This is a genomic window from Ruegeria sp. BHSC043 (assembly GCF_059612985.1).
In genome coordinates this window covers 23,939-42,023 of sequence record NZ_JBXWRS010000003.1, presented here as the reverse complement: position 1 = coordinate 42,023, position 18,085 = coordinate 23,939, and the positions used below count along the sequence as shown (strand labels likewise).

Here is an 18,085-nt window from a genome sequence, read left to right as displayed (position 1 = left end):
CCGAAACTCTGCCGTCAGGGTAATCCCGCCCGCTGCGTTTTCCCAGAGGTCGAACTGCCGCGCCATAGATCATGCGCCTTGCGCATCACGGTCGGAAGGTCGCTGGGGCGAAAGGAATGTTTGGGCGTCACCAGCAACCCCTCGGGGTTCACCTCCGCGGGCACGGCGGCGGTCCAGACGCGCAGGATAAGGTGGAAATGGGTAAAGGTATGGCGCACCTCGGCGGGCAGCAGGGTCCAATCGGCCGGAAAGGGCGGCGCCTCGGCTGTGTCCTCGGCCCAGTCCGAGCCTGGAAAGCCCAGCATCCCGCCCAAAAGCCCGGTCTCGGGGCGGCGTTCCAGCAGGATTGCGCCATCGGCGCGCTGCGCGATGTAGACATGACCGATCCGGGTGGGTTTCGGCGCCTTGGGCGCCTTGCGCGGCAGGTCGGCCTGGGTTCCGGCAGCGCGGGCCTGGCACGGGTTTCGCAGGGGGCAGATGCCACAGGCCGGAGACTTCGGCGTACAGATCGTGGCACCCAGATCCATCACCGCCTGAGCATAGTCGCCGGGGCGTTCGTCCGGGGTCAGCTCGGCGGCCTTCGCCTTCAGCAGAGGCTTCGATTTCGGCAACGGGTCGTGGATGTCATGCAGCCGGGCCATGACCCGCTCGACATTTCCGTCGAGCACGGTTTCGGGGCGGTCAAAGGCGATGGCCGCGATGGCAGCGGCGGTGTAGGGGCCGATGCCAGGCAGCATCAGCAGCGCATCATGGCTGTCGGGAAAGCGCCCGTCATGCTGGTCCACCACCGTGCGGGCGCATTTCAGCAGGTTGCGGGCGCGGGCGTAATAGCCCAGCCCGGCCCATTCCGCCATCACCTCGTCGTCGGGTGCGGCGGCCAGCGCCCGGACATCCGGCCAGCGCGAGGTGAAGCGCAGGAAATAATCCCGCACGGCGGCCACGGTGGTCTGCTGCAACATCACCTCGGACAGCCACACGCGATAGGGGTCGGGCTGCACGCCCGAGGCCCTGTCGGCGGGGCTGACCCGCCACGGCAGGTCGCGGGCATGTCGGTCGTACCAGGCAAGCAGGCTGCGGCTCAGGTCGAAGGTGGCGGTGTCACGCAAGTTTTATCCATTTCTCTGTCGGGTTTCGCTGGCGCCCGGATGCACGCCCATTACAATAGCGGCGCAGGAGTTGGAAACCAGATGCAACCAAGACGGTCCACCACCCGCGGGTTCAAACGCACCGCGTCCTTGCTGAGCGATCGGATCCGGAAAGCCGGTGAAAGCCGCGGCTTTGCCGTGTCGCGGCTGTTGACCCATTGGGCCGATATCGTGGGCCCCGACATCGCCGCCATCGCACGGCCGGTCAAGGTGGGCTATGGCAAGGGTGGGCTCGGCGCCACGCTGACCGTGCTGACTACCGGACCGCAGGCTCCGATGCTGGAGATGCAGAAGGACCGTCTGCGCGACAAGGTGAATGCCGTCTATGGCTACAACGCCATCAGTCGCATCCGCATCACCCAGACGGCTCCCACAGGATTTGCCGAGGGGCAGGCCAGTTTCGAACACCGTCCGAAACAGGCGAAACCCACCATCGCACCGGAAGTCGTTGCCGAGGCAGACAAAGTCACGCGCGAAGTTCACGACCAAGACTTGCGCGCTGCCCTTGAACGACTGGGCCGGAACGTTCTATCCAAACAAAAATCGCTGAGAAAGGGCTGAGAATGAGCCGTATCGCAACCGCAATCTGTGCGGTCATCGCCGTGGCCGCTGGCGGCTATTGGCTGACCCAATCGCCAAGCACCGTGCCTGTGCCACAACTGGTCGGCAGCGCTGAAGCGCAAAGCGCCGATCTGGACACCTCGAGCATCGTCGAGATGGTTCAGGGGGCCGAGGATGCACCGGTCGAGATCATCGAATATGCGTCCTATACCTGTCCGCATTGCGCGAATTTCCATCAAGGGCCGTACAAGCAGCTCAAGAAGGAGTACATCGACACCGGAAAGGTCAAGTTCATCTACCGCGAGGTCTATTTCGACCGCTACGGCATCTGGGCGTCGATGGTGGCGCGCTGCGGTGGCCCCGAGAAGTTCTTTGGCATCACCGACCTGATCTATCAGGGCCAGTCCGATTGGACTCGCGCCGGCGGCCCGGCCGAGATCGTGGAAGAACTGCGCAAGATCGGCCGTCTGGCCGGGCTGAGCAACGATCAGCTTGAAGCCTGCCTGCAGGACGGCACCAAGGCGCAAACCCTCGTCGCCTGGTACCAGAAAAACGCCGAGAAAGACGGTATCCAGTCCACCCCGTCCTTCGTCGTCAACGGAAAGAAGGTCGACAACCAGTCCTATGACGAGTTTAAGGCTCTGATCGAAAAGGAACTGGGCAACTGATGACCGGGCCACTGGCCGGTCTCAAGGTTGTCGAGCTGGCGCGCATTCTGGCTGGCCCCTGGGCCGGCCAGACTTTTGCCGATCTGGGCGCCGAGGTCATCAAGGTGGAATCCCCGGCCGGTGACGACACCCGCGCCTGGGGTCCGCCCTTCGTGACCCGCGATCAGGATGTCTCGGCGGCTTATTACCACTCGACCAATCGCGGCAAGGCGTCGGTGATCGCCGATTTCTCGACCCCCGAAGGGCAGGAGAAGGTGCGCGCGCTGGTCGCTGACGCCGATGTGGTGATCGAGAATTTCAAGGTCGGTGGGCTGCAGAAATACGGGCTCGACTATGACAGCCTCAGCCAGTTGAACCCGCGCCTCGTCTATTGCTCGATCACCGGGTTCGGGCAGACCGGACCTTATGCGCATCGGGCTGGCTATGATTTCATCATCCAGGGCATGTCGGGGCTGATGTCCGTGACCGGAGAACCCGATGGCCAGCCGCAGAAGGCAGGTGTGGCGATCACCGATGTGTTCACCGGCATCTATGCGGTGGCCGGGGTTCTGGCGGCGCTGCACCAACGCCAGCGTACCGGGCGCGGGCAGCATGTGGACATGGCCCTGCTGGACGTGGCCGTGGCAGTCACGGCAAACCAGGCGCTGAACTATCTGACCACGGGCCAGGTGCCGCAGCGCATGGGCAATGCACATGTGAACTTGGCGCCTTATCAGGTGTTCGACTGTGCCGACGGACACATCATTATCGCCACCGGCAATGACCGGCAGTACCGGCGCCTGTGTCAGGTGTTGAACCTGCCCGACATGGCCGAGGCGCCCGAATATCTGCACAACAAGGACCGGCTGGCCAATCGCCGCACCCTGATCGCACGGCTGAACGGCGCCACGGCGACCTGGGCCAAGGCCGACCTGCTGGCCGCCTGCGAGGCGCAAGGCATCCCCGCCGGGCCGATCAACACGCTGGACGAAGTCATGGCCGATCCGCAGGTGATCGCGCGCGGCATGCAGATCGAACTGGACGGGGTGCCTGGAATCCGCGCGCCGTTCGTCTTTTCGGATGCCGATCTGAACCTGTCGCGCCCCGCCCCGAAACTGGGCGAAGACGACTAGGGCGGCGGCGCGGCCGTCAGCAACCGCTGACGCACGTCGTCGGCCTGATCCACCTGCAGGCGCACCGGCAGGGTGATGACCTTGCTGCGGAAGGCGGGCGGCAGGCGAACGGCGTCTTTTTCGGTGGTGACCATCTGCGCACCCAGCAACCGCGCCTCGTTTTCCAGCCGGGTCATCAGGGCCGGCGTCAGCGGCTGGTGATCGTCCAGCGCCTCGGCCCGCAGCAGCCGCGCGCCCTGTTGGCGCAATGTCTGAAAGAACTTCTCGGGGTGGCCGATACCGGCAAAGGCCAGAACCGGAGTTTCGCTCCAGTCCATCCCGGTTTGCAGCGCCGTGACCTGACCGGTTGCGTGCGGAACGCCCAGCTTGTTGCCCCATAGCTGCGCGAACCGCTCCTGCGCGGCCGGATCGCCCAGCGACAGCACCAGATCGGCCCGTTGCAGCCCGACATCGACCGGCTCGCGCAGCGGTCCGGCGGGCAGGCACAGGCCGTTGCCAAAGCCGCGGGCCGCATCCACCACGACGATCGAGAATGTCTTGGCCACCGAAGGGTTCTGGAACCCGTCGTCCAGCACGATCGCGCTGGCGCCGGTCTCGGCTGCGGCGCGGGCGCCGGCGGCACGGTCCTTGGCGACCCAGACCTCGGCGAAGGCCGCCAGCAGCAGGGGCTCGTCCCCGACCTGGGCGGCCGTGTGCCGCAATGGGTCCACCCGAACCGGACCTTCGAGCGATCCGCCATGGCCGCGGGTGACTACATGCGGGGTGTGATACGCATCGCGCAATTGCTCCAGAACCCAGATTGCCGTCGGTGTCTTGCCGGTGCCGCCGGCATTCAGGTTGCCGACGCAAATCACCGGCACACCCGGATCGATCCCGGGCCCAGCCGCCACCCGCCGGGCCGTGGCCCGCGCGTATATCCGCCCCAGCGGCGCCAGAAGGCGCGCGCGCAGACCGGGCCGGTCCGGAGGGGTATCCCAGAATTCAGGTGCTCGCATCGTCCATCCGGCCTTTGTCCAACTGGTCCTGAACCATGTCGATCAGCGTGTCCACCTGCGGGGCCCCCTCGGTCACCAGATCCCAACCGGCCAAGGCCATGTCGGCCGCCCGGTCGGGGGCCAGCAGATCGACCAACGTATCGCCCAGCTCGGTTGCGCTTCTGATCACGCAGGCTGCCGAGGCGTTGTCCAGTTGGTCGTAGATGTCCTGATGATGGCCCACGAAAGGGCCGTGAATGACGGCCGACCCCAGCGCGGTCGCGATGATCGGGTCGCAACCGACGCTGCCCTGCTCGAGCGATCGCCCTAGGAAGGTGACCGGGCACAACCGGTACCACAAGCCCAGCGTTTCGGGGTCGTCGCACAGGATCACCTGGGTCACGTCCTCGATCGGGTCGCCGTTTTCCCAGTTGGCGCATCTGAGATCCATGTCTTCGAGCCGGCGCCGAAGCGGGGCGACCTCGCCCCGGTCGGAGACATGCAGGACCATCGCCAGCCGCGGAAGCATCCGCATGGCTTGCCGATGCGCGCTCAGCACCGAGATGACCTCGCGCGGTTCCACCCAGGCTGCCAGCCAGACCGGGCGCCCCGACACCGCATGTGTTGTTTCGATCAATTCGTCCTCGGGCCAAGATTGCAGCGTCGGATTGATGCGCAGAGGCGGGGAAACCGACACTTTGTTCGTCGCCACGCCGAGTCTGCGGATCTGTCGTGCGGTTTCCTCGGACGTTACGTGGATGGCCTGAAAACAGTCGAAGGTGTGGCGGGCGATGTCGGGTACCCATTTCGCCGCCGGCGCTGCGCGGATATCCGGTTCGGCCTCGAGCAGGATCAGAGGTATTCCGGCGTCATGTGCGCGGATGACGAGGTTGGGCATGAGCCCACCGCCAACCCACAACCCGAGATCGGGTTGCCAGTGGTCCAGAAAGCTGCGTGCCGCGCCGGTCCTCTCGGCCGGAAGGCAGACGACAGGGGCGTCGTCCGAGGTCCAGCCGGTCAGGTCTGTCTCGGGCGGAGCGGTTCTGAGGATCGATAGTCCGGGCCGGGTCTGCTGCAACCGACGGCAAAAGTCGTTCGCCGCGCGCAGGCGGTGCCGGTCGGCGATATGAAACCACAACAGTTCGCCCGCGGGGCGCGGGGGGGTGCCGTGATCCTGCGGTCTGGGTACACCCCAGGACAGCACCCGGTAGGCCGCGAGGCTGAGAGAGCGCTGTCTGCTCATGCCGGCAGGCCTTGGTCTGCAGGCGGTGCCAGCCGTCGGATCAGCAGCTCGTGCAGCCGGGGGCCGGCGGCCACGACGCCGTTCAGTCGCGGGTTCGGATTGTTGAACCGCAACCGGTCGCCGGCACGGTCCGAGCACTGCCCGCCGGCTTCGTGCAGAATCAGTTCGCCGGCGGCGATGTCCCATTCCCAGCTTGGGCGCAGGGTCAGCATCCCATCAAACCGCCCCTGCGCGACCAGGGCCATGCGGTAGGCCAGCGAAGGCCGGTAGGCCCAACGAAACGAGGGCGGTCTGGCGTCTTTCCAATGTCGCGGGTCGAGGCTGGGTTTGGCGGCCAGCACTTCGGCCTCGGATTCCGACCGGACCTGGGTCGCCTGAATCGGCTGGCCGTTCAACGTGGCGCCCCCGCCACGCTCCGCTGCGAACAGCAGGTCGCGCAGGGGCAGATAAATGACAGCCGCGATCACCTGCCCGTGCTCGGCCACCGCCAGCGAATGCGCCCAGGTGCTCGAACCTTCGGCAAAGCTGCGGGTGCCGTCGATCGGGTCGATGATGAAGACACGGTCGCGGGTCAGCCGGTCGGGGTTGTCTTCGGTTTCTTCGCTTAGCCAGCCATAGCCGGGCCGGGCGGCGGGCAGGCGCTGTTCCAGCATCGCGTTCACGGCCAGATCGGCCTCGGTGACGGGGCCCGCGCCTTGCGGTTTGTCCCAGCGCCGGGCGTCGCGACCCGAATACCGCGTGGCGATCTTGCCGGCCTCGCGCGCCGCGTCGATCAGCAGGAGCAGGTCAGTTTCCGGCAAGCGTCATCCCTTCGATCAGCAGCGAGGGCACTACCCGCGAAAGATAGGGGCGCGCGTCGTTGGCCGGAATGATCCGCATCAGCATCTCGCGCAGGTTTCCGGCGATGGTGCATTCGTTCACCGGATAGGCGATTTCGCCGTTCTCAACCCAGAACCCCGCCGCCCCGCGCGAATAGTCACCGGTGTTGGGGTTGATCGTCGATCCGATCATCGAGGTCACCAGCAGCCCGGTGCCCATGTCGCGCAACAGATCCTCGCGCGTCGCTGTGCCTTGGGTCAGACTCAGGTTCCAGTTGCTGGGCGAGGGCGGGCCGGACACGCCACGGGCGGCGTTGCCGGTGGGCGCCATGCCCAGCTTGCGCGCGCTGGACAGGTCCAGCGTCCAGCCGGTCAGAACGCCGTCTTCGACGATCGCCCGATGGGCGGTCGGCAGCCCCTCGGCGTCAAAGGGTCGCGATCCCGAAATGCGCGGGCGGTGCGGATCCTCGACCAGAGACAGGTGTGCGGGCAGAACCTGCTGGCCCAGGCTGTCCTTCAGCCACGATGCGCCGCGCGCAACCGCCGCGCCATTGCTGGCCGCCAGAAGATGCCCGATCAGCGAGGATGAAATCCGTTCATCGAACAGTACCGGGAACTGGCCGGTCTGCGGCTTGCGCGCACCGACCCGCTGCACCGCGCGTTCACCGGCGGTCCGGCCGATCTCGTCCGGGCTGCGCAGGTCGGTCTGAAAGGTGCGGCTGTCCCCGTCATAGTCGCGCTCCATCCCGGTGCCTTCGCCCGAGATCGCCACGCAGGACACCGACCGGGTGCTACGGGCATAGCCGCCCGAGAATCCGTTGGTGGCCGACAGATGCACCCGATGCGTCCCATAGGCGGCAGCTGCATCCGACACCTGCGTCACGCCCGGAACGGCCAGGGCGGCGGCCTCAGCGGCCAGCGCGTCCTGCATCAGCGCGTCGGCGGAAGGTGCGGGCGACGGATCAAACAGTTCCAGCGCGTCGCCGTCCCAGTTCCGCGCCAGTTGGTCGGGATCGGCCAGCCCAGAAAAAGGGTCTGCGGGGGCCTCGCGGGCCATGGCCACGGCGCGCTCGGCCATGGCTTGCAGTGCTTCGGGGCGGCTGTCCGACCCGGACACGATGGCCTGACGCTGGCCCAGAAAGACCCGCAACCCGACATCGATGCTTTCGGCGCGCTCGGCATGCTCCAGCTTGCCGCCGCGCACCTCGACCGAAACCGAGGCCCCGTCGATCACGATCGTGTCCGCCGCCTCGGCCCCGGCTTTGGCGGCCAGTTCGATCATCCGGGCGCTGATTGCTTCGAGTGTGTTGGTCATGTGGCCTCCGACTGCTTGCATTGGACCTAGCCTTCGACAGGCGGCCCCGCAAGCCCCAAGGCGGGCCGGGTCCGGGCGCGGCGGGTGCCAGAAAAACGCATCTGTCGGTGCAGGCCGCGCTGCACGAACCGGGCCTGTTCGACTGATCGCGAGGAGCGGTGCCAAAAAAAGGGCGCGGGTTCCCGCGCCCCTGTCTTTTGCTCTTTCAGGCCGGATTCACTTGATCCGCTGGCCATTGGCCAGGATCTGCCCGTCTTCCTTGAATTCGATGGTCGAATTCAGCGTGTCCGGCGCCTCGCCCGGAACCGCCATCATGCCCATCATCATGCGGGCGCCCATGGCATCGTTGTCCGACACCAGCCCCATTTCGATCAACTTGTCGATCAGGGCGTTTGCGCCCACCAGTTGCAGGTTGACCACCCCGGTCGGGATCGGCATGCCGCCGGTCTGTTCGGCGTTGGAATTGTCGAAGGTGAAATCGCCGTTGCCAGTCAGCTTGGCGCCCACCAGCGAAACCAGCAGCTCGTTGATCTTCAACGAGTGCAACTCGGCCGGAACGGCGTCGGCCTTCTCCATCGCTTCGGCGGCGGCCGGATCGAAGATGTTCAGCAGGACCTTGGCCGTACCGGTGGTGTCCAGCGCGATGGTCGCCGGATCTCGTGGCAGGGCGCCGGCCGGGTCGAACATGCTCCACAGAATGTCCGACATGGTGAAATCGGTCAGGTTCAGGGCCAGGGCAAACGGTTCGACCTCGCCGCTGTCCTGAATTGGAGCCTCAAGTTTCAGGCCCGCCTTGGCCATCGCAAGTTCGATGGGAAACGGTACATCGGCAGAGGTGACCGACAGCTTGGCGTTCTTCTGTTCGACGTCATAGGCCAGACGCTGCGCATCGATGCTGGCCGCGAAACGGCCGCCGTCCGAGCTGCTGGCCATCGAAAACGCTTCGCCTTCGCTGGTGCCCTCGATGCTGGTCTGGCCCGCCACATAGGTGAAGGCGCCGTCAAAGGCGAATCCGGCCTCATAGGCGGCCTGGACATCCGCCAGGCTGAACCCGGCCGGGATCACGTTCCGGCCCTCGAAGGCCAGTTGCTCGAGCTTGCCGTTGATCCGGCCTTGTTCGCCGGTTTCCGGTTCGTTGAAATCCACCTCATAGGTCAGATCGGCGGCGGTGAAGGTCTGATCGACCGTTCGCCCCTCGCCGATCACCATGCGCGACGTGCCGGCCAGATCCGCCAGGCGCAGGCTCAGATCAAGGCTGTCTTCGGGCATGGTCTCGCCGTCGACGGTGACGTCGCCCAGCGCCAGGCCCAGGCTCTGGGCCGCGTAGTCATAGGTCATGTCCTCGGGGGCGCCGGACACGACCATGTTCAGAGCGTCATGAGTGTACAGAAGTGCGGCAGAAAATGCCTCGCCCTCGGCCTGACCCGAGATGGTCATGGGAAAGCTCTCCGGCAAGCCGATGGTGACGGTGCCGTCGCCATTCTCGGTCAGGGTCATTTCCGGGATGACCATGTCGAACGCGCCATCCTCGTCCGGCAGCTCCATCTTCAGCGTCATGTTCCTGATGCTGGTGACGTTGCCCGAGGTACTCTGATCGCCGGTGACGGCATAGCCCATGCTGCCCATGTAGGACTGCCAGTCGGACCAGACATCGTTGGCGGTCAGGTCTGCCAGCGCGCCTTGCGTCGCGATAACATAGGCCAGGACGGCGCCGCCCGTGCGGCGAAGGAAAACGGACATAAGGGAACCCTTCGTGTTGAAATTCGCGCGCATCGTCGGGCCTGTGGCGCACGCCGTCAAGGGGGCAAGGGGTGGACGCTTTCCCCGTTTGCGCGATAGGACTTGAAAGGATTGCAAGCCGAAAGGATTACGGGATGTCCATGCAAGGAAAAACAGTGCTGATCACCGGGGCCAGCCGCGGCATCGGGGCCGAGGCGGGGCGCGTTTTTGCCGCAGCCGGGGCCAATGTCGCGCTGGTGGCCCGCAGCCGCGCGCAGATCGACGCGCTGGCCGCCGAGTTGGGGGGGCAGGCACTCGCGATTGCCTGCGATGTCAGCGACTTCGCGCAGGTCGATCAGGCGGTGGCCGCCTGCGTCGATCGCTTTGGCGGGGTGGACGTGCTGATCGGCAATGCCGGGGTGATCGACCCGATTTCGCATCTGGCCAAGGCTGATCCGGCGGATTGGGGTCTGGCCATCGACATCAATCTCAAGGGCGTGTTCCACGGCATGCGCGCGGTGCTGCCGGTGATGCGGGCCGCAGGCGGCGGAACTGTGCTGACGGTCTCGTCGGGCGCTGCGTCCAACCCGGTGGAGGCTTGGAGCCATTATTGCGCCTCGAAGGCGGGTGCGAAGATGCTGACCGAGTGTCTGCATCTGGAAGAGTCCCATCACGGCATCCGCGCGATGGGCCTGTCGCCGGGCACGGTGGCCACCGACATGCAGCGGACGATCAAGGCCAGCGGCATCAACCCGGTCAGCCAGCTTGAATGGGAAGATCATATCCCCGCCGATTGGCCGGCCCGCGCGCTGTTGTGGATGTGCTCGGCCGACGCCGACGAATTTCTGGGCACCGAGATTTCTCTGCGCCGCGACGACATCCGCAAGAGGGTCGGCCTGACGTGATCGAACTGACTAAGGAAAACGGCCTGTGGACCGTGGTGCTGAACAATCCCGGCAAGGCCAATGCGCTGACCGGGGCGATGCTGGCCGAACTGGTCGATATCGCCCAGGCGGCGACCGAGGCGCGGGCCTTGATCCTGACGGGTGCCGGCAAGGTCTTCAGCGCCGGTGCCGATCTGGACGAGGCGCGGGCGGGTCTGGCCACCTCGGACCTATGGGAACGTCTGTCGGGCGCCATCGCAGCGCTGCCCTGCCTGACCGTTGCCGCGCTGAACGGCACGATGGCGGGCGGGGCCAACGGCATGGCGTTGGCCTGCGACCTGCGCATCGCGGTGCCGGAGGCCAAGATCTTCTATCCGGTGATGCGGCTGGGGTTTCTGCCGCAGCCGTCGGACGTGCTGCGCATGAAGGCGCTGATCGGGCCGGCACGGACCAAGCTGATCCTGATGGCGGGGCAGAAGATCACGGCCGACGAGGCCCTGGCCTTTGGTCTGGTCGACCGGGTGGTGGCCCGCGACATGCTGTTGCAGACCGCGCGTGAGCTGGTTTCCGACAGCCTGGCGGCAGATCCTGATGTCGCCTGCGGAATCGCCGGGATGTGCGCATGAGGCTGGCTGCCCTGCATCTGCGCGTGGCGGACCCGGCCGGGCTGGCGGAGTTCTACCGCCACGCGCTGGGCATGGTGTCGCGCCGTGACGGGGCGGACTGGCGGGTCGGCTACCCTGGCCGGGGTGCGGAAATCGTGTTGCAGCCCGGCGGGGGCGGGTATGTCGCGGATCGTGGGCAGCGGTACTGGAAGATCGGCATCACCTTGCCTGACGTGGACCGGGCGGCGGACTGGCTGCGGCGAAGGGGGGTCAAGGTCAGCCTACCGGCGCAGTTTCTGGACATCGGCTATTTGAACCATCTCACCGATCCCGAGGGGTTTGCGATCGAACTGCTGCAACATGATTTCGAATGCAACCGCCCGAAGGCCGACCCCGTGCAGGCGCCGTTCGACCAGGCCTGCGTGGGCCAGATCACCCTACGCACCGGCGACATCCAGGCCGAGGATGCGATCTGTCGCAGCCTTGGGATGCGGCTTCTGGCGATACAGGATGTAACCCCGCACGGGTTCGACCTGCACTTCTATGCCTTCACACAGGAGCGACCGCCCAGCCCTGACCTCTGGGCCGTCGGCAATCGCGAATGGCTGTGGCGACGGCCCTATACCACGCTGGAGTTTCAGCACATTCCCGGTGCCGTCATCGTACCCACGCCCGACCTGCGCGGGATCGGCATCGAAGGGCTGACCGAACCCGTCCGTGCCGCGCATGGCACGGTGTTCGTGCCCGCCTGATCAGCGGCTGCGGCGCTTTCCGGACACTTTCGACTGGAACCCGGGCGGGCGTTTGCGCACCCAGTCCAGAAACCGCGACAGCCGGGGGTGGCCGCGCAACGCCGCGACCGAGTTGTAGCTGCGGGCCAGCTCGGCTTCGGTCAGGGTGGCGTGAATTTCCTTGTGGCAGATTCCGTGCAGCAGAACCGTGGGACCGCCCTTGCCCCCTTTGAGTTTTGGGATCAGATGGTGCAGGCTGCCGGTCCCGTCGGGGATCGGGCGGTCGCAGAGCGGGCAGATGGGGCAGTCCTCGGTCATGGCGAGGCTAGATTTATCCCGGGCCCGGCCCGGGACAAGAGGAAAGATATGGCGCAGGCATTGGTGATCGGGGCGGGTCCGGCCGGATTGATGGCAGCCGAGGAACTGGCGCGGGCCGGGCATGCTGTTCTGGTGGCCGAGGCCAAGCCATCGGTCGCGCGCAAGTTCCTGATGGCGGGCAAATCGGGCCTGAACCTGACGAAGGATGAACCGTTCGAGACTCTGCTGCCGGCCTATGGACAGGCGGCGGACTGGCTGCGTCCGATGCTTGCCGATTTCGATGCCGGAATAGTGCAGGACTGGGCGCGCGGTCTGGGGCAAGAGCTGTTTACTGGCTCGACCGGGCGGGTGTTTCCCCGCGCCAAGAAGGCCTCGCCGCTGTTGCGGGCCTGGCTGGAGCGGCTGGACGGGATGGGGGTTGTGATCCGCACCCGCTGGCGCTGGCTTGGCTGGGACGGCGCGACGGCGGTGTTCGACACGCCCGACGGCGGGCAACGGGTCGCGGCCGGGGCGACGGTGCTGGCGCTTGGCGGCGCTAGTTGGGCGCGGCTGGGCTCGGACGGGGCTTGGGCGCCGGTTCTGGCGGAAAAGGGGGTGCCGTTGGCGCCTTTCGCGCCGTCGAATGCCGCGCTGGCGATGGGTTGGAGCCCGCACATGACGCCGCATTTCGGCCGGGCACTCAAATCGGTGCGGTGGATGGCGGGCGATCGCATCAGCCGGGGCGAGGCGGTGATCTCGGAGAAAGGGCTTGAAGGGGGTGGGCTGTACCCGCTGACCCCGGCCCTGCGCGCGGGCTTGCCGTTACGTGTGGATCTGGTGCCGGACCTGCCGCAGGAAGAACTGCGCCGCCGCCTCGCTGCGACCAGCGCGAAAACCACGCTCAGCCGGTGGCTAAAAAACGGCTTGCGCCTGCCAGCGCAGAAAGTGGCGCTGTTTCACGAAATGACCAAAGGCGAGGTCGTGACCCGGGCCGACTGGGTCGGGCTGCTGAAAGCGCTTCCCGTGCGCCACGCGGGACTGCGCCCGATGGACGAGGCGATCTCGACCGCGGGCGGCGTCATGCGCAGCGGGCTGACCGATGGCCTGATGCTGAAGGCGCTGCCGGGCGTGTTCTGTGCCGGCGAGATGCTGGATTGGGAAGCACCGACCGGCGGCTACCTTCTGACCGGTTGTTTCGCCACCGGGCGATGGGCCGGGCGATCGGCCGCCGACTGGCTGAGCGCTCAGGCGGTTTTGGCCAGCTCGCCCAGTTTCTGATAGGCCGGCCGCGCGCGGAGGTCCTTGCCATAGGCTTTCAGCACATCCGAATTCATCGGAAAATCGGCGGTTTTGGCCCAGCTCATGCAATGGACGCACAGGATGTCGGCAATCGTCATCTTGTCACCTTGCAGGTACGGTCCCTTGAAGCGGCGGCCCATGCGCTGGAAGCTGCGGTCAAATTCCCATTTCGCGACCTCGACCACCTGCGGAACACGTTTGTCCTGCGGCAGGATGAATGCGTGCCGGGTGGCCAGCCACAGCGGCGCATCGAATTCCTCGAGCATGGCGTTGACCAGCGAATCCTGCTCGGCCCGGTCCAGGGTTCCGGCCGGATAGGTGAAGGCCCCGTGCTTGTCGGCCAGATAGGTCATGATCGCCACGCTGTCCGAGAGCACGGCATCGCCGACCTGAAGAACCGGCACCTTGCCGGATTCATGCAGGGCCAGAACCTGCGGATCATGCGGCCCTGCCGGGATCAAATCATAGGGCTGGCCCAATTCCTCGAGCAGCCAGATCACCCGCGAAGCGCGGCTGTGGACGCGTCCATAAAGTTTGTACATGCCGTGCTCCTGTCTTGGCTGACCTACAGGTTGGTGGCGCAGGGCGGTGCGTCAAGCCCGACGCCCCGTCACGTCAGCGTGACCGAGCCAGCATGGCGATGCGGATCATCGCCCGTTCGACCAGCGCCATGGCCGGCGCGGTCTGCCCGGCCGACCGCAGGGACAGGTCGGTATCGGTCAGCACGGTCAGGGCGGTCTGCAGTTTCTGCGCCCCCCAGGCCTGCGCCTGCCGCAGGATGCGGTCGCGCCGCTTGCCATAGATCGGCGGACGCAGCTTGCCGATGCCCTGGGCCGCGCCACCCGGGTCCGAAGCGCAGGCATAGAGAGTACGGAAATGCCGCGTGGCGCCGATGCACAGCGTCACCGGGTTGGTGCCCTGCGCCTGCAGGCGTCGGATCAGCGGGCCGATCTCGGGCGCGCGGCCTTCGGCCACCACGTTCAGAACATCGTCCAGCGCGGCCTCGTTGGATTGCGGGGCGCAGGCCTCGATGTCCTCGACCGTCAGCGCGGTGCCGTCCCCGCGTTTGTACAGGGCCAGCTTTTCCAGCGTCTGCGCGAAATCGCCGGGGCTGAGCTCGGCTGCCAGATCCCCTAGCATCGCCATCGAATCGCGCGGGATATCGGTCAGGCCAGCCTGTGCCAATGACCGCTCGATCTCGGCGCGGCTGGGCGGGTCGTCATAGATGCCCACCGCATAGGCGTTGCGATGGGCCTCGAAGGCCTTGCGCAGCTTGGAACTGGCCTTGAGCTGGCCCGCGGTCACGATGATCTGCGCGTCGCCCGGGGCCCAGTCCTCGAGCGCGGTCAGAATCGCAGGGGCGGCGGAGTCGGTTGCCTCCTCGACAAACACGGCACGCGGGCCGGGAAAAAACCCGACCGCCTTGACCGCGTCCAGCAGCATGGCCGGGTCGCCGCGCAGATCGGCGCCGGGCATCCGGGTCAGGCGCATCTCTTCCTCGGCGGTAGGGCCAAGCAGCGCGGCCAGAACCTGCTGGCGTTTCAGCGCCACGCGCATCGCGTCGGCGCCGTAGATCAGCAAGCCCGTCTTGTCGGGGTCCGGTTTGGAAAAATACCCGTCAGCCTCGCGTGGCGAAAGCTTCATGAAGCCAGTTCCGGTGTGGAATACAAGCGCGTCACGATCTGATCGGCCAGGATGACCATCAGGCGATCCTTTGCGTCGCGCTCGTCGGCCAGGGTCGAGACCGTCGAACCCGATGCTGAGTAACCCACGAAATCGGTCACGGTGCCCGACGCGACGACCTGCCCGGTTTCAGCCGAGGTCAGGGTGAAATTCGCGCGCCCATCTATTGTGTAGCGGTTGGTCTCGTTGGTCGTGGTGATCGCTGCCCCGCGGGTTGCGGTGGTGACCTTCACGTTCAACCTATAATCCTTGGCCGAACCGGCGCCGCGCCCCAGCCGCTGTTCCAGATTCTGCACCAGCAGATAGCTTTCGACCGTGTCCGGGGCTGAAACCGCGACTCTGCCATAGAGAGCGGACCCCGCCGCCCCCGGCGCGTAGACGGGTTGAAACCCGCAGGCTGCCGCCAACGCACAGGCGGCCAGCGGCAGCATCAGTTTTCTGCGGTCAAACAACGACATTCACGATCCGGCCCGGAACAACGATCACCTTCTTCGGAGCAGCGCCATTCAGCGCCTTCTGCACAGCTTCGGTGCTGAGCGCGATTTTTTCAACCTGCGTCTTGTCCAGATCTTTGGCCACGCTGATTTCGGCGCGGCGTTTGCCGTTGATCTGGATAGGCAGGGTGACGGTGTCATCGACCAGCATCGACTCGTCCGCCACCGGCCAGGGCGCCAGCGCCACCAGCCCTTCGCCGCCCAGCATCTGCCACAGCTCTTCGGACAGGTGCGGGGTCATCGGCGACATCAGCTGCGCCAGCGTCTTGGCCGCCTGCCGCTTGGCCTGCGCGCCCGCCTTGGATTTGGCCAGCGTGTTGGTAAAGGCATAGAGCTTGGCGATCGAGGCGTTGAAGCCGAAGGATTCGACCCCGCCGGTCACGTCATGGATGGTCTTGTGCATCTCGCGCAGCAGCGCTTCGTCCTCGGCATTGGCCGGGGCGTCGGATGCGGCGATCTCGGACACGATGCGATGCACGCGGCTGAGGTGCTTGTGCGCGGCCTCGGCGCCGGCGGCGGTCCATTCCACGTCACGCTCGGGCGGCGAATCGGACAGCACGAACCAGCGCGCCGTATCCGCCCCAAAGGCTGAGATGATGCTGACCGGGTCCACCACGTTCTTCTTCGATTTCGACATCTTGGCCGAGGGGATGATCTCGACCGGCTCGCCCGTCGCCTTCAGCTTGCCGTCCTCGACTTCCTCGGGAAGGTGATAGACCGGGCGGCCCTTGTCGTCGCGGGTCTGATAGATTTCATGGGTGACCATGCCCTGGGTGAACAGCGCGTCGAACGGCTCGATCGCCTTTTTCGGCAGATGCCCCGTCAGATGCATGGCCCGGGCGAAGAACCGCGAATACAGCAGGTGCAGGATCGCGTGTTCGATGCCGCCGATATACTGGTCCACGTTCATCCAGTATTCGGCTTCGGCCAGATCGGTGGGCGTTTCCGCGCGTGGGGCGGTGAAACGGGCGAAATACCACGACGAATCGACGAACGTGTCCATCGTGTCGGTTTCGCGCTTGGCCGGCTTGCCGCAAGACGGGCAGGCACAGTCGCGCCAGGTCGGGTGACGGTCCAGCGGGTTGCCCGGTTTGTCGAAAGTGACATCGTCGGGCAGGCGAATCGGCAGGTTTTCCTTCTTTTCGGGCACCACGCCGCAATCGTCGCAATGCACCACCGGGATCGGACAGCCCCAGTAGCGCTGGCGCGACAGGCCCCAATCGCGCAGGCGGTACTTGGTCACGCCCTTGCCCCAGCCGGCTTTCTCGGCAAACTCGATGGTCGCGTCGATGGCTTCCTGTCCGGTGGCCTCGGTCAGACCGGCGAAATGGTTGACCCAGCGCACTTTCTGCTCTTTCGGCGGGACGAAAGCGATCTTGTCCACCGGCGTGTCGTCATCCAGAGCAAAGAAGGTGTCGATCACCGGCAGGTCATATTTGCGGCAGAAATCCAGGTCGCGCTGGTCATGCGCGGGGCAGGCGAAGATCGCGCCGGTGCCGTAATCCATCAGGATGAAATTCGCGATCCAGACCGGCAGTTCCCAGTTCGGGTCCAGCGGGTGCTTGACGCGGATGCCGGTGTCGAAACCCAGCTTCTCGCCGGTTTCGATGGCCTCTTCCGTGGTGCCGCCCTTGCGGCATTCCGCAACGAATTCAGCGACTTCGGAGTTCTCGGCCTCAAGCTGCTTGGCGATCGTGTGATCGGGCGAGATGCCCACGAACGAGGCCCCCAGCAGCGTGTCGGGCCGCGTGGTATAGACGGTGATGGGCGCGCCGCCGTCGGTGCGCTCGAATGCAAATTCCAGCCCGCGCGACTTGCCGATCCAGTTCTCCTGCATCAGGCGCACCTTGGCGGGCCAGTTCTCGAGCGTATCCAGCGCCTCAAGCAGCTCTTCGGCGAATGCCGAGATCTTGAAGAACCACTGGGTCAGCTCGCGTCGCTCCACCAACGCGCCCGAGCGCCAGCCGCGCCCGTTTTCAACCTGTTCGTTGGCCAGCACGGTCATGTCCACCGGGTCCCAGTTGACCACGGCGTTCTTGCGATAGACCAGCCCCGCATCCAGCATATCCAGGAACAGCGCCTGCTGCTGGCCGTAATATTCCGGGTCGCAGGTTGCGAACTCGCGCGACCAGTCGATCGACAGGCCCAGCGGCTTCATCTGCGCGCGCATGTCGGCGATGTTGCCATAGGTCCAGTCCTTGGGGTGGCCACCGATGGCCATGGCCGCATTCTCCGCAGGCATTCCAAAGGCATCCCAGCCCATCGGGTGCAGCACGTTGTGCCCGGTGCTAAGCTTGTAGCGGGCGATCACGTCACCCATGGTATAGTTGCGCACATGCCCCATGTGGATGCGCCCCGACGGATAGGGGAACATTTCCAGCACATAGTATTTCGGCTTGTCCGCCGTGCGTTTGGCGGTGAAGATCCCGGCCGTGTCCCAGGCTTCTTGCCATTTGGCTTCGATTTCGTTGGCGGAGTAGCGCGACATCATGCGGTCCTTCGTGAATGAAAACGCCGGGCAGGGGCCCGGCGTGGTA

At 65.8% G+C, this 18,085-nt stretch carries 18 protein-coding genes; 7 read left to right on the top strand and 11 right to left on the bottom strand.

From position 1 onward, the window contains the following. Positions 1-14: 14 nt before the first annotated feature. Entirely contained in the window at positions 15-1,106 is a 1,092-nt protein-coding gene (gene mutY, locus AC2FMM_RS06965) for an A/G-specific adenine glycosylase (RefSeq protein ID WP_496796161.1), read from the bottom strand. Between the two features lie 81 nt (positions 1,107-1,187). Here mutY and AC2FMM_RS06960 point away from each other — a divergent pair, with 81 nt between their 5' ends. The 3 genes from AC2FMM_RS06960 to AC2FMM_RS06950 are packed head-to-tail and all read left to right on the top strand — an operon-like array spanning position 1,188 to position 3,486. Beyond that, a complete protein-coding gene (locus AC2FMM_RS06960; RefSeq protein WP_496683957.1) occupies positions 1,188-1,706 on the top strand; it encodes a DUF721 domain-containing protein in 519 nt (172 codons plus the stop codon). A gap of 2 nt (positions 1,707-1,708) precedes the next feature. Then, positions 1,709-2,374, top strand: coding sequence for a DsbA family protein (locus AC2FMM_RS06955; protein WP_496683955.1), 666 nt, complete (start codon positions 1,709-1,711; stop codon positions 2,372-2,374). After that, on the top strand, positions 2,374-3,486 hold the full coding sequence (locus AC2FMM_RS06950) for a CaiB/BaiF CoA transferase family protein (protein WP_496710765.1): 1,113 nt from the start codon (positions 2,374-2,376) through the stop codon (positions 3,484-3,486). The genes AC2FMM_RS06955 and AC2FMM_RS06950 overlap by 1 nt, the downstream gene beginning before the upstream one ends. On the opposite strand, the gene lpxK is transcribed toward AC2FMM_RS06950, so the two are convergent. The 5 genes from lpxK to AC2FMM_RS06925 all read right to left on the bottom strand — a co-directional run bounded on the left by lpxK (position 3,483) and on the right by AC2FMM_RS06925 (position 9,576). Next, positions 3,483-4,481, bottom strand: a complete 999-nt coding sequence (lpxK, locus tag AC2FMM_RS06945) for a tetraacyldisaccharide 4'-kinase (RefSeq protein WP_496796160.1) — start codon at positions 4,479-4,481, stop codon at positions 3,483-3,485. The two genes, AC2FMM_RS06950 and lpxK, sit on opposite strands and share 4 nt — an antisense overlap. Further along, the gene (locus AC2FMM_RS06940; protein ID WP_496796159.1) at positions 4,468-5,703 is read right to left on the bottom strand and encodes a 3-deoxy-D-manno-octulosonic acid transferase; all 1,236 of its coding nucleotides are present in this window, start codon (positions 5,701-5,703) and stop codon (positions 4,468-4,470) included. The genes lpxK and AC2FMM_RS06940 overlap by 14 nt, the downstream gene beginning before the upstream one ends. Continuing rightward, the gene (locus AC2FMM_RS06935; RefSeq protein WP_496796158.1) at positions 5,700-6,503 is read right to left on the bottom strand and encodes an inositol monophosphatase family protein; all 804 of its coding nucleotides are present in this window, start codon (positions 6,501-6,503) and stop codon (positions 5,700-5,702) included. Before AC2FMM_RS06935 ends, AC2FMM_RS06940 begins: the two co-directional genes overlap by 4 nt. Beyond that, positions 6,490-7,836, bottom strand: a complete 1,347-nt coding sequence (locus AC2FMM_RS06930) for a TldD/PmbA family protein (protein ID WP_496742439.1) — start codon at positions 7,834-7,836, stop codon at positions 6,490-6,492. Before AC2FMM_RS06930 ends, AC2FMM_RS06935 begins: the two co-directional genes overlap by 14 nt. Before the next feature lie 216 nt (positions 7,837-8,052). After that, the gene (locus AC2FMM_RS06925; RefSeq protein WP_496796157.1) at positions 8,053-9,576 is read right to left on the bottom strand and encodes a DUF2125 domain-containing protein; all 1,524 of its coding nucleotides are present in this window, start codon (positions 9,574-9,576) and stop codon (positions 8,053-8,055) included. A 134-nt stretch (positions 9,577-9,710) separates the two neighbouring features. Here AC2FMM_RS06925 and AC2FMM_RS06920 point away from each other — a divergent pair, with 134 nt between their 5' ends. Genes AC2FMM_RS06920 through AC2FMM_RS06910 form a run of 3 tightly spaced genes read left to right on the top strand, consistent with a single transcriptional unit; the run spans position 9,711 to position 11,796 of the window. After that, entirely contained in the window at positions 9,711-10,460 is a 750-nt protein-coding gene (locus tag AC2FMM_RS06920) for an SDR family oxidoreductase (protein ID WP_496796156.1), read from the top strand. Continuing rightward, the gene (locus AC2FMM_RS06915; RefSeq protein ID WP_496680327.1) at positions 10,457-11,065 is read left to right on the top strand and encodes an enoyl-CoA hydratase/isomerase family protein; all 609 of its coding nucleotides are present in this window, start codon (positions 10,457-10,459) and stop codon (positions 11,063-11,065) included. The genes AC2FMM_RS06920 and AC2FMM_RS06915 overlap by 4 nt, the downstream gene beginning before the upstream one ends. Further along, on the top strand, positions 11,062-11,796 hold the full coding sequence (locus AC2FMM_RS06910) for a VOC family protein (protein WP_496796155.1): 735 nt from the start codon (positions 11,062-11,064) through the stop codon (positions 11,794-11,796). The genes AC2FMM_RS06915 and AC2FMM_RS06910 overlap by 4 nt, the downstream gene beginning before the upstream one ends. Here the strand turns inward: AC2FMM_RS06910 and AC2FMM_RS06905 are convergent, their stop codons facing one another. Then, the gene (locus tag AC2FMM_RS06905; RefSeq protein WP_496796154.1) at positions 11,797-12,093 is read right to left on the bottom strand and encodes an HNH endonuclease; all 297 of its coding nucleotides are present in this window, start codon (positions 12,091-12,093) and stop codon (positions 11,797-11,799) included. A gap of 48 nt (positions 12,094-12,141) precedes the next feature. On the opposite strand from AC2FMM_RS06905, the gene AC2FMM_RS06900 reads away from it, so the two are divergent. Further along, on the top strand, positions 12,142-13,350 hold the full coding sequence (locus AC2FMM_RS06900) for a TIGR03862 family flavoprotein (RefSeq protein WP_496796153.1): 1,209 nt from the start codon (positions 12,142-12,144) through the stop codon (positions 13,348-13,350). On the opposite strand, the gene AC2FMM_RS06895 is transcribed toward AC2FMM_RS06900, so the two are convergent. The 4 genes from AC2FMM_RS06895 to leuS all read right to left on the bottom strand — a co-directional run bounded on the left by AC2FMM_RS06895 (position 13,317) and on the right by leuS (position 18,036). Beyond that, positions 13,317-13,913, bottom strand: coding sequence for a glutathione S-transferase family protein (locus tag AC2FMM_RS06895; RefSeq protein WP_496796152.1), 597 nt, complete (start codon positions 13,911-13,913; stop codon positions 13,317-13,319). The genes AC2FMM_RS06900 and AC2FMM_RS06895 overlap by 34 nt on opposite strands. Positions 13,914-13,986: 73 nt before the next feature. After that, complete coding sequence (gene holA / locus AC2FMM_RS06890; protein WP_496680336.1) at positions 13,987-15,015, bottom strand: DNA polymerase III subunit delta; 1,029 nt, start codon at positions 15,013-15,015, stop codon at positions 13,987-13,989. Then, positions 15,012-15,512, bottom strand: a complete 501-nt coding sequence (lptE, locus tag AC2FMM_RS06885; RefSeq protein ID WP_496796151.1) for an LPS assembly lipoprotein LptE — start codon at positions 15,510-15,512, stop codon at positions 15,012-15,014. The genes holA and lptE overlap by 4 nt, the downstream gene beginning before the upstream one ends. After that, positions 15,499-18,036: a leucine--tRNA ligase gene (gene leuS, locus AC2FMM_RS06880; protein ID WP_496796150.1), complete on the bottom strand. Its 2,538-nt coding sequence runs from the start codon at positions 18,034-18,036 to the stop codon at positions 15,499-15,501. Before leuS ends, lptE begins: the two co-directional genes overlap by 14 nt. Positions 18,037-18,085 lie beyond the last annotated feature (49 nt).

Coding starts and splice junctions, on each gene's coding strand:
- AC2FMM_RS06940 (WP_496796159.1), bottom strand. CDS start 5,703: ATGAGCAGACAGCGCTCTCTCAGCCTCGCGGCCTACCGGGTGCTGTCC.
- AC2FMM_RS06955 (WP_496683955.1), top strand. CDS start 1,709: ATGAGCCGTATCGCAACCGCAATCTGTGCGGTCATCGCCGTGGCCGCT.
- lpxK (WP_496796160.1), bottom strand. CDS start 4,481: ATGCGAGCACCTGAATTCTGGGATACCCCTCCGGACCGGCCCGGTCTG.
- AC2FMM_RS06960 (WP_496683957.1), top strand. CDS start 1,188: ATGCAACCAAGACGGTCCACCACCCGCGGGTTCAAACGCACCGCGTCC.
- AC2FMM_RS06905 (WP_496796154.1), bottom strand. CDS start 12,093: ATGACCGAGGACTGCCCCATCTGCCCGCTCTGCGACCGCCCGATCCCC.
- AC2FMM_RS06925 (WP_496796157.1), bottom strand. CDS start 9,576: ATGTCCGTTTTCCTTCGCCGCACGGGCGGCGCCGTCCTGGCCTATGTT.
- lptE (WP_496796151.1), bottom strand. CDS start 15,512: ATGTCGTTGTTTGACCGCAGAAAACTGATGCTGCCGCTGGCCGCCTGT.
- AC2FMM_RS06950 (WP_496710765.1), top strand. CDS start 2,374: ATGACCGGGCCACTGGCCGGTCTCAAGGTTGTCGAGCTGGCGCGCATT.
- holA (WP_496680336.1), bottom strand. CDS start 15,015: ATGAAGCTTTCGCCACGCGAGGCTGACGGGTATTTTTCCAAACCGGAC.
- leuS (WP_496796150.1), bottom strand. CDS start 18,036: ATGTCGCGCTACTCCGCCAACGAAATCGAAGCCAAATGGCAAGAAGCC.
- AC2FMM_RS06900 (WP_496796153.1), top strand. CDS start 12,142: ATGGCGCAGGCATTGGTGATCGGGGCGGGTCCGGCCGGATTGATGGCA.
- AC2FMM_RS06920 (WP_496796156.1), top strand. CDS start 9,711: ATGTCCATGCAAGGAAAAACAGTGCTGATCACCGGGGCCAGCCGCGGC.
- AC2FMM_RS06910 (WP_496796155.1), top strand. CDS start 11,062: ATGAGGCTGGCTGCCCTGCATCTGCGCGTGGCGGACCCGGCCGGGCTG.
- AC2FMM_RS06930 (WP_496742439.1), bottom strand. CDS start 7,836: ATGACCAACACACTCGAAGCAATCAGCGCCCGGATGATCGAACTGGCC.
- AC2FMM_RS06895 (WP_496796152.1), bottom strand. CDS start 13,913: ATGTACAAACTTTATGGACGCGTCCACAGCCGCGCTTCGCGGGTGATC.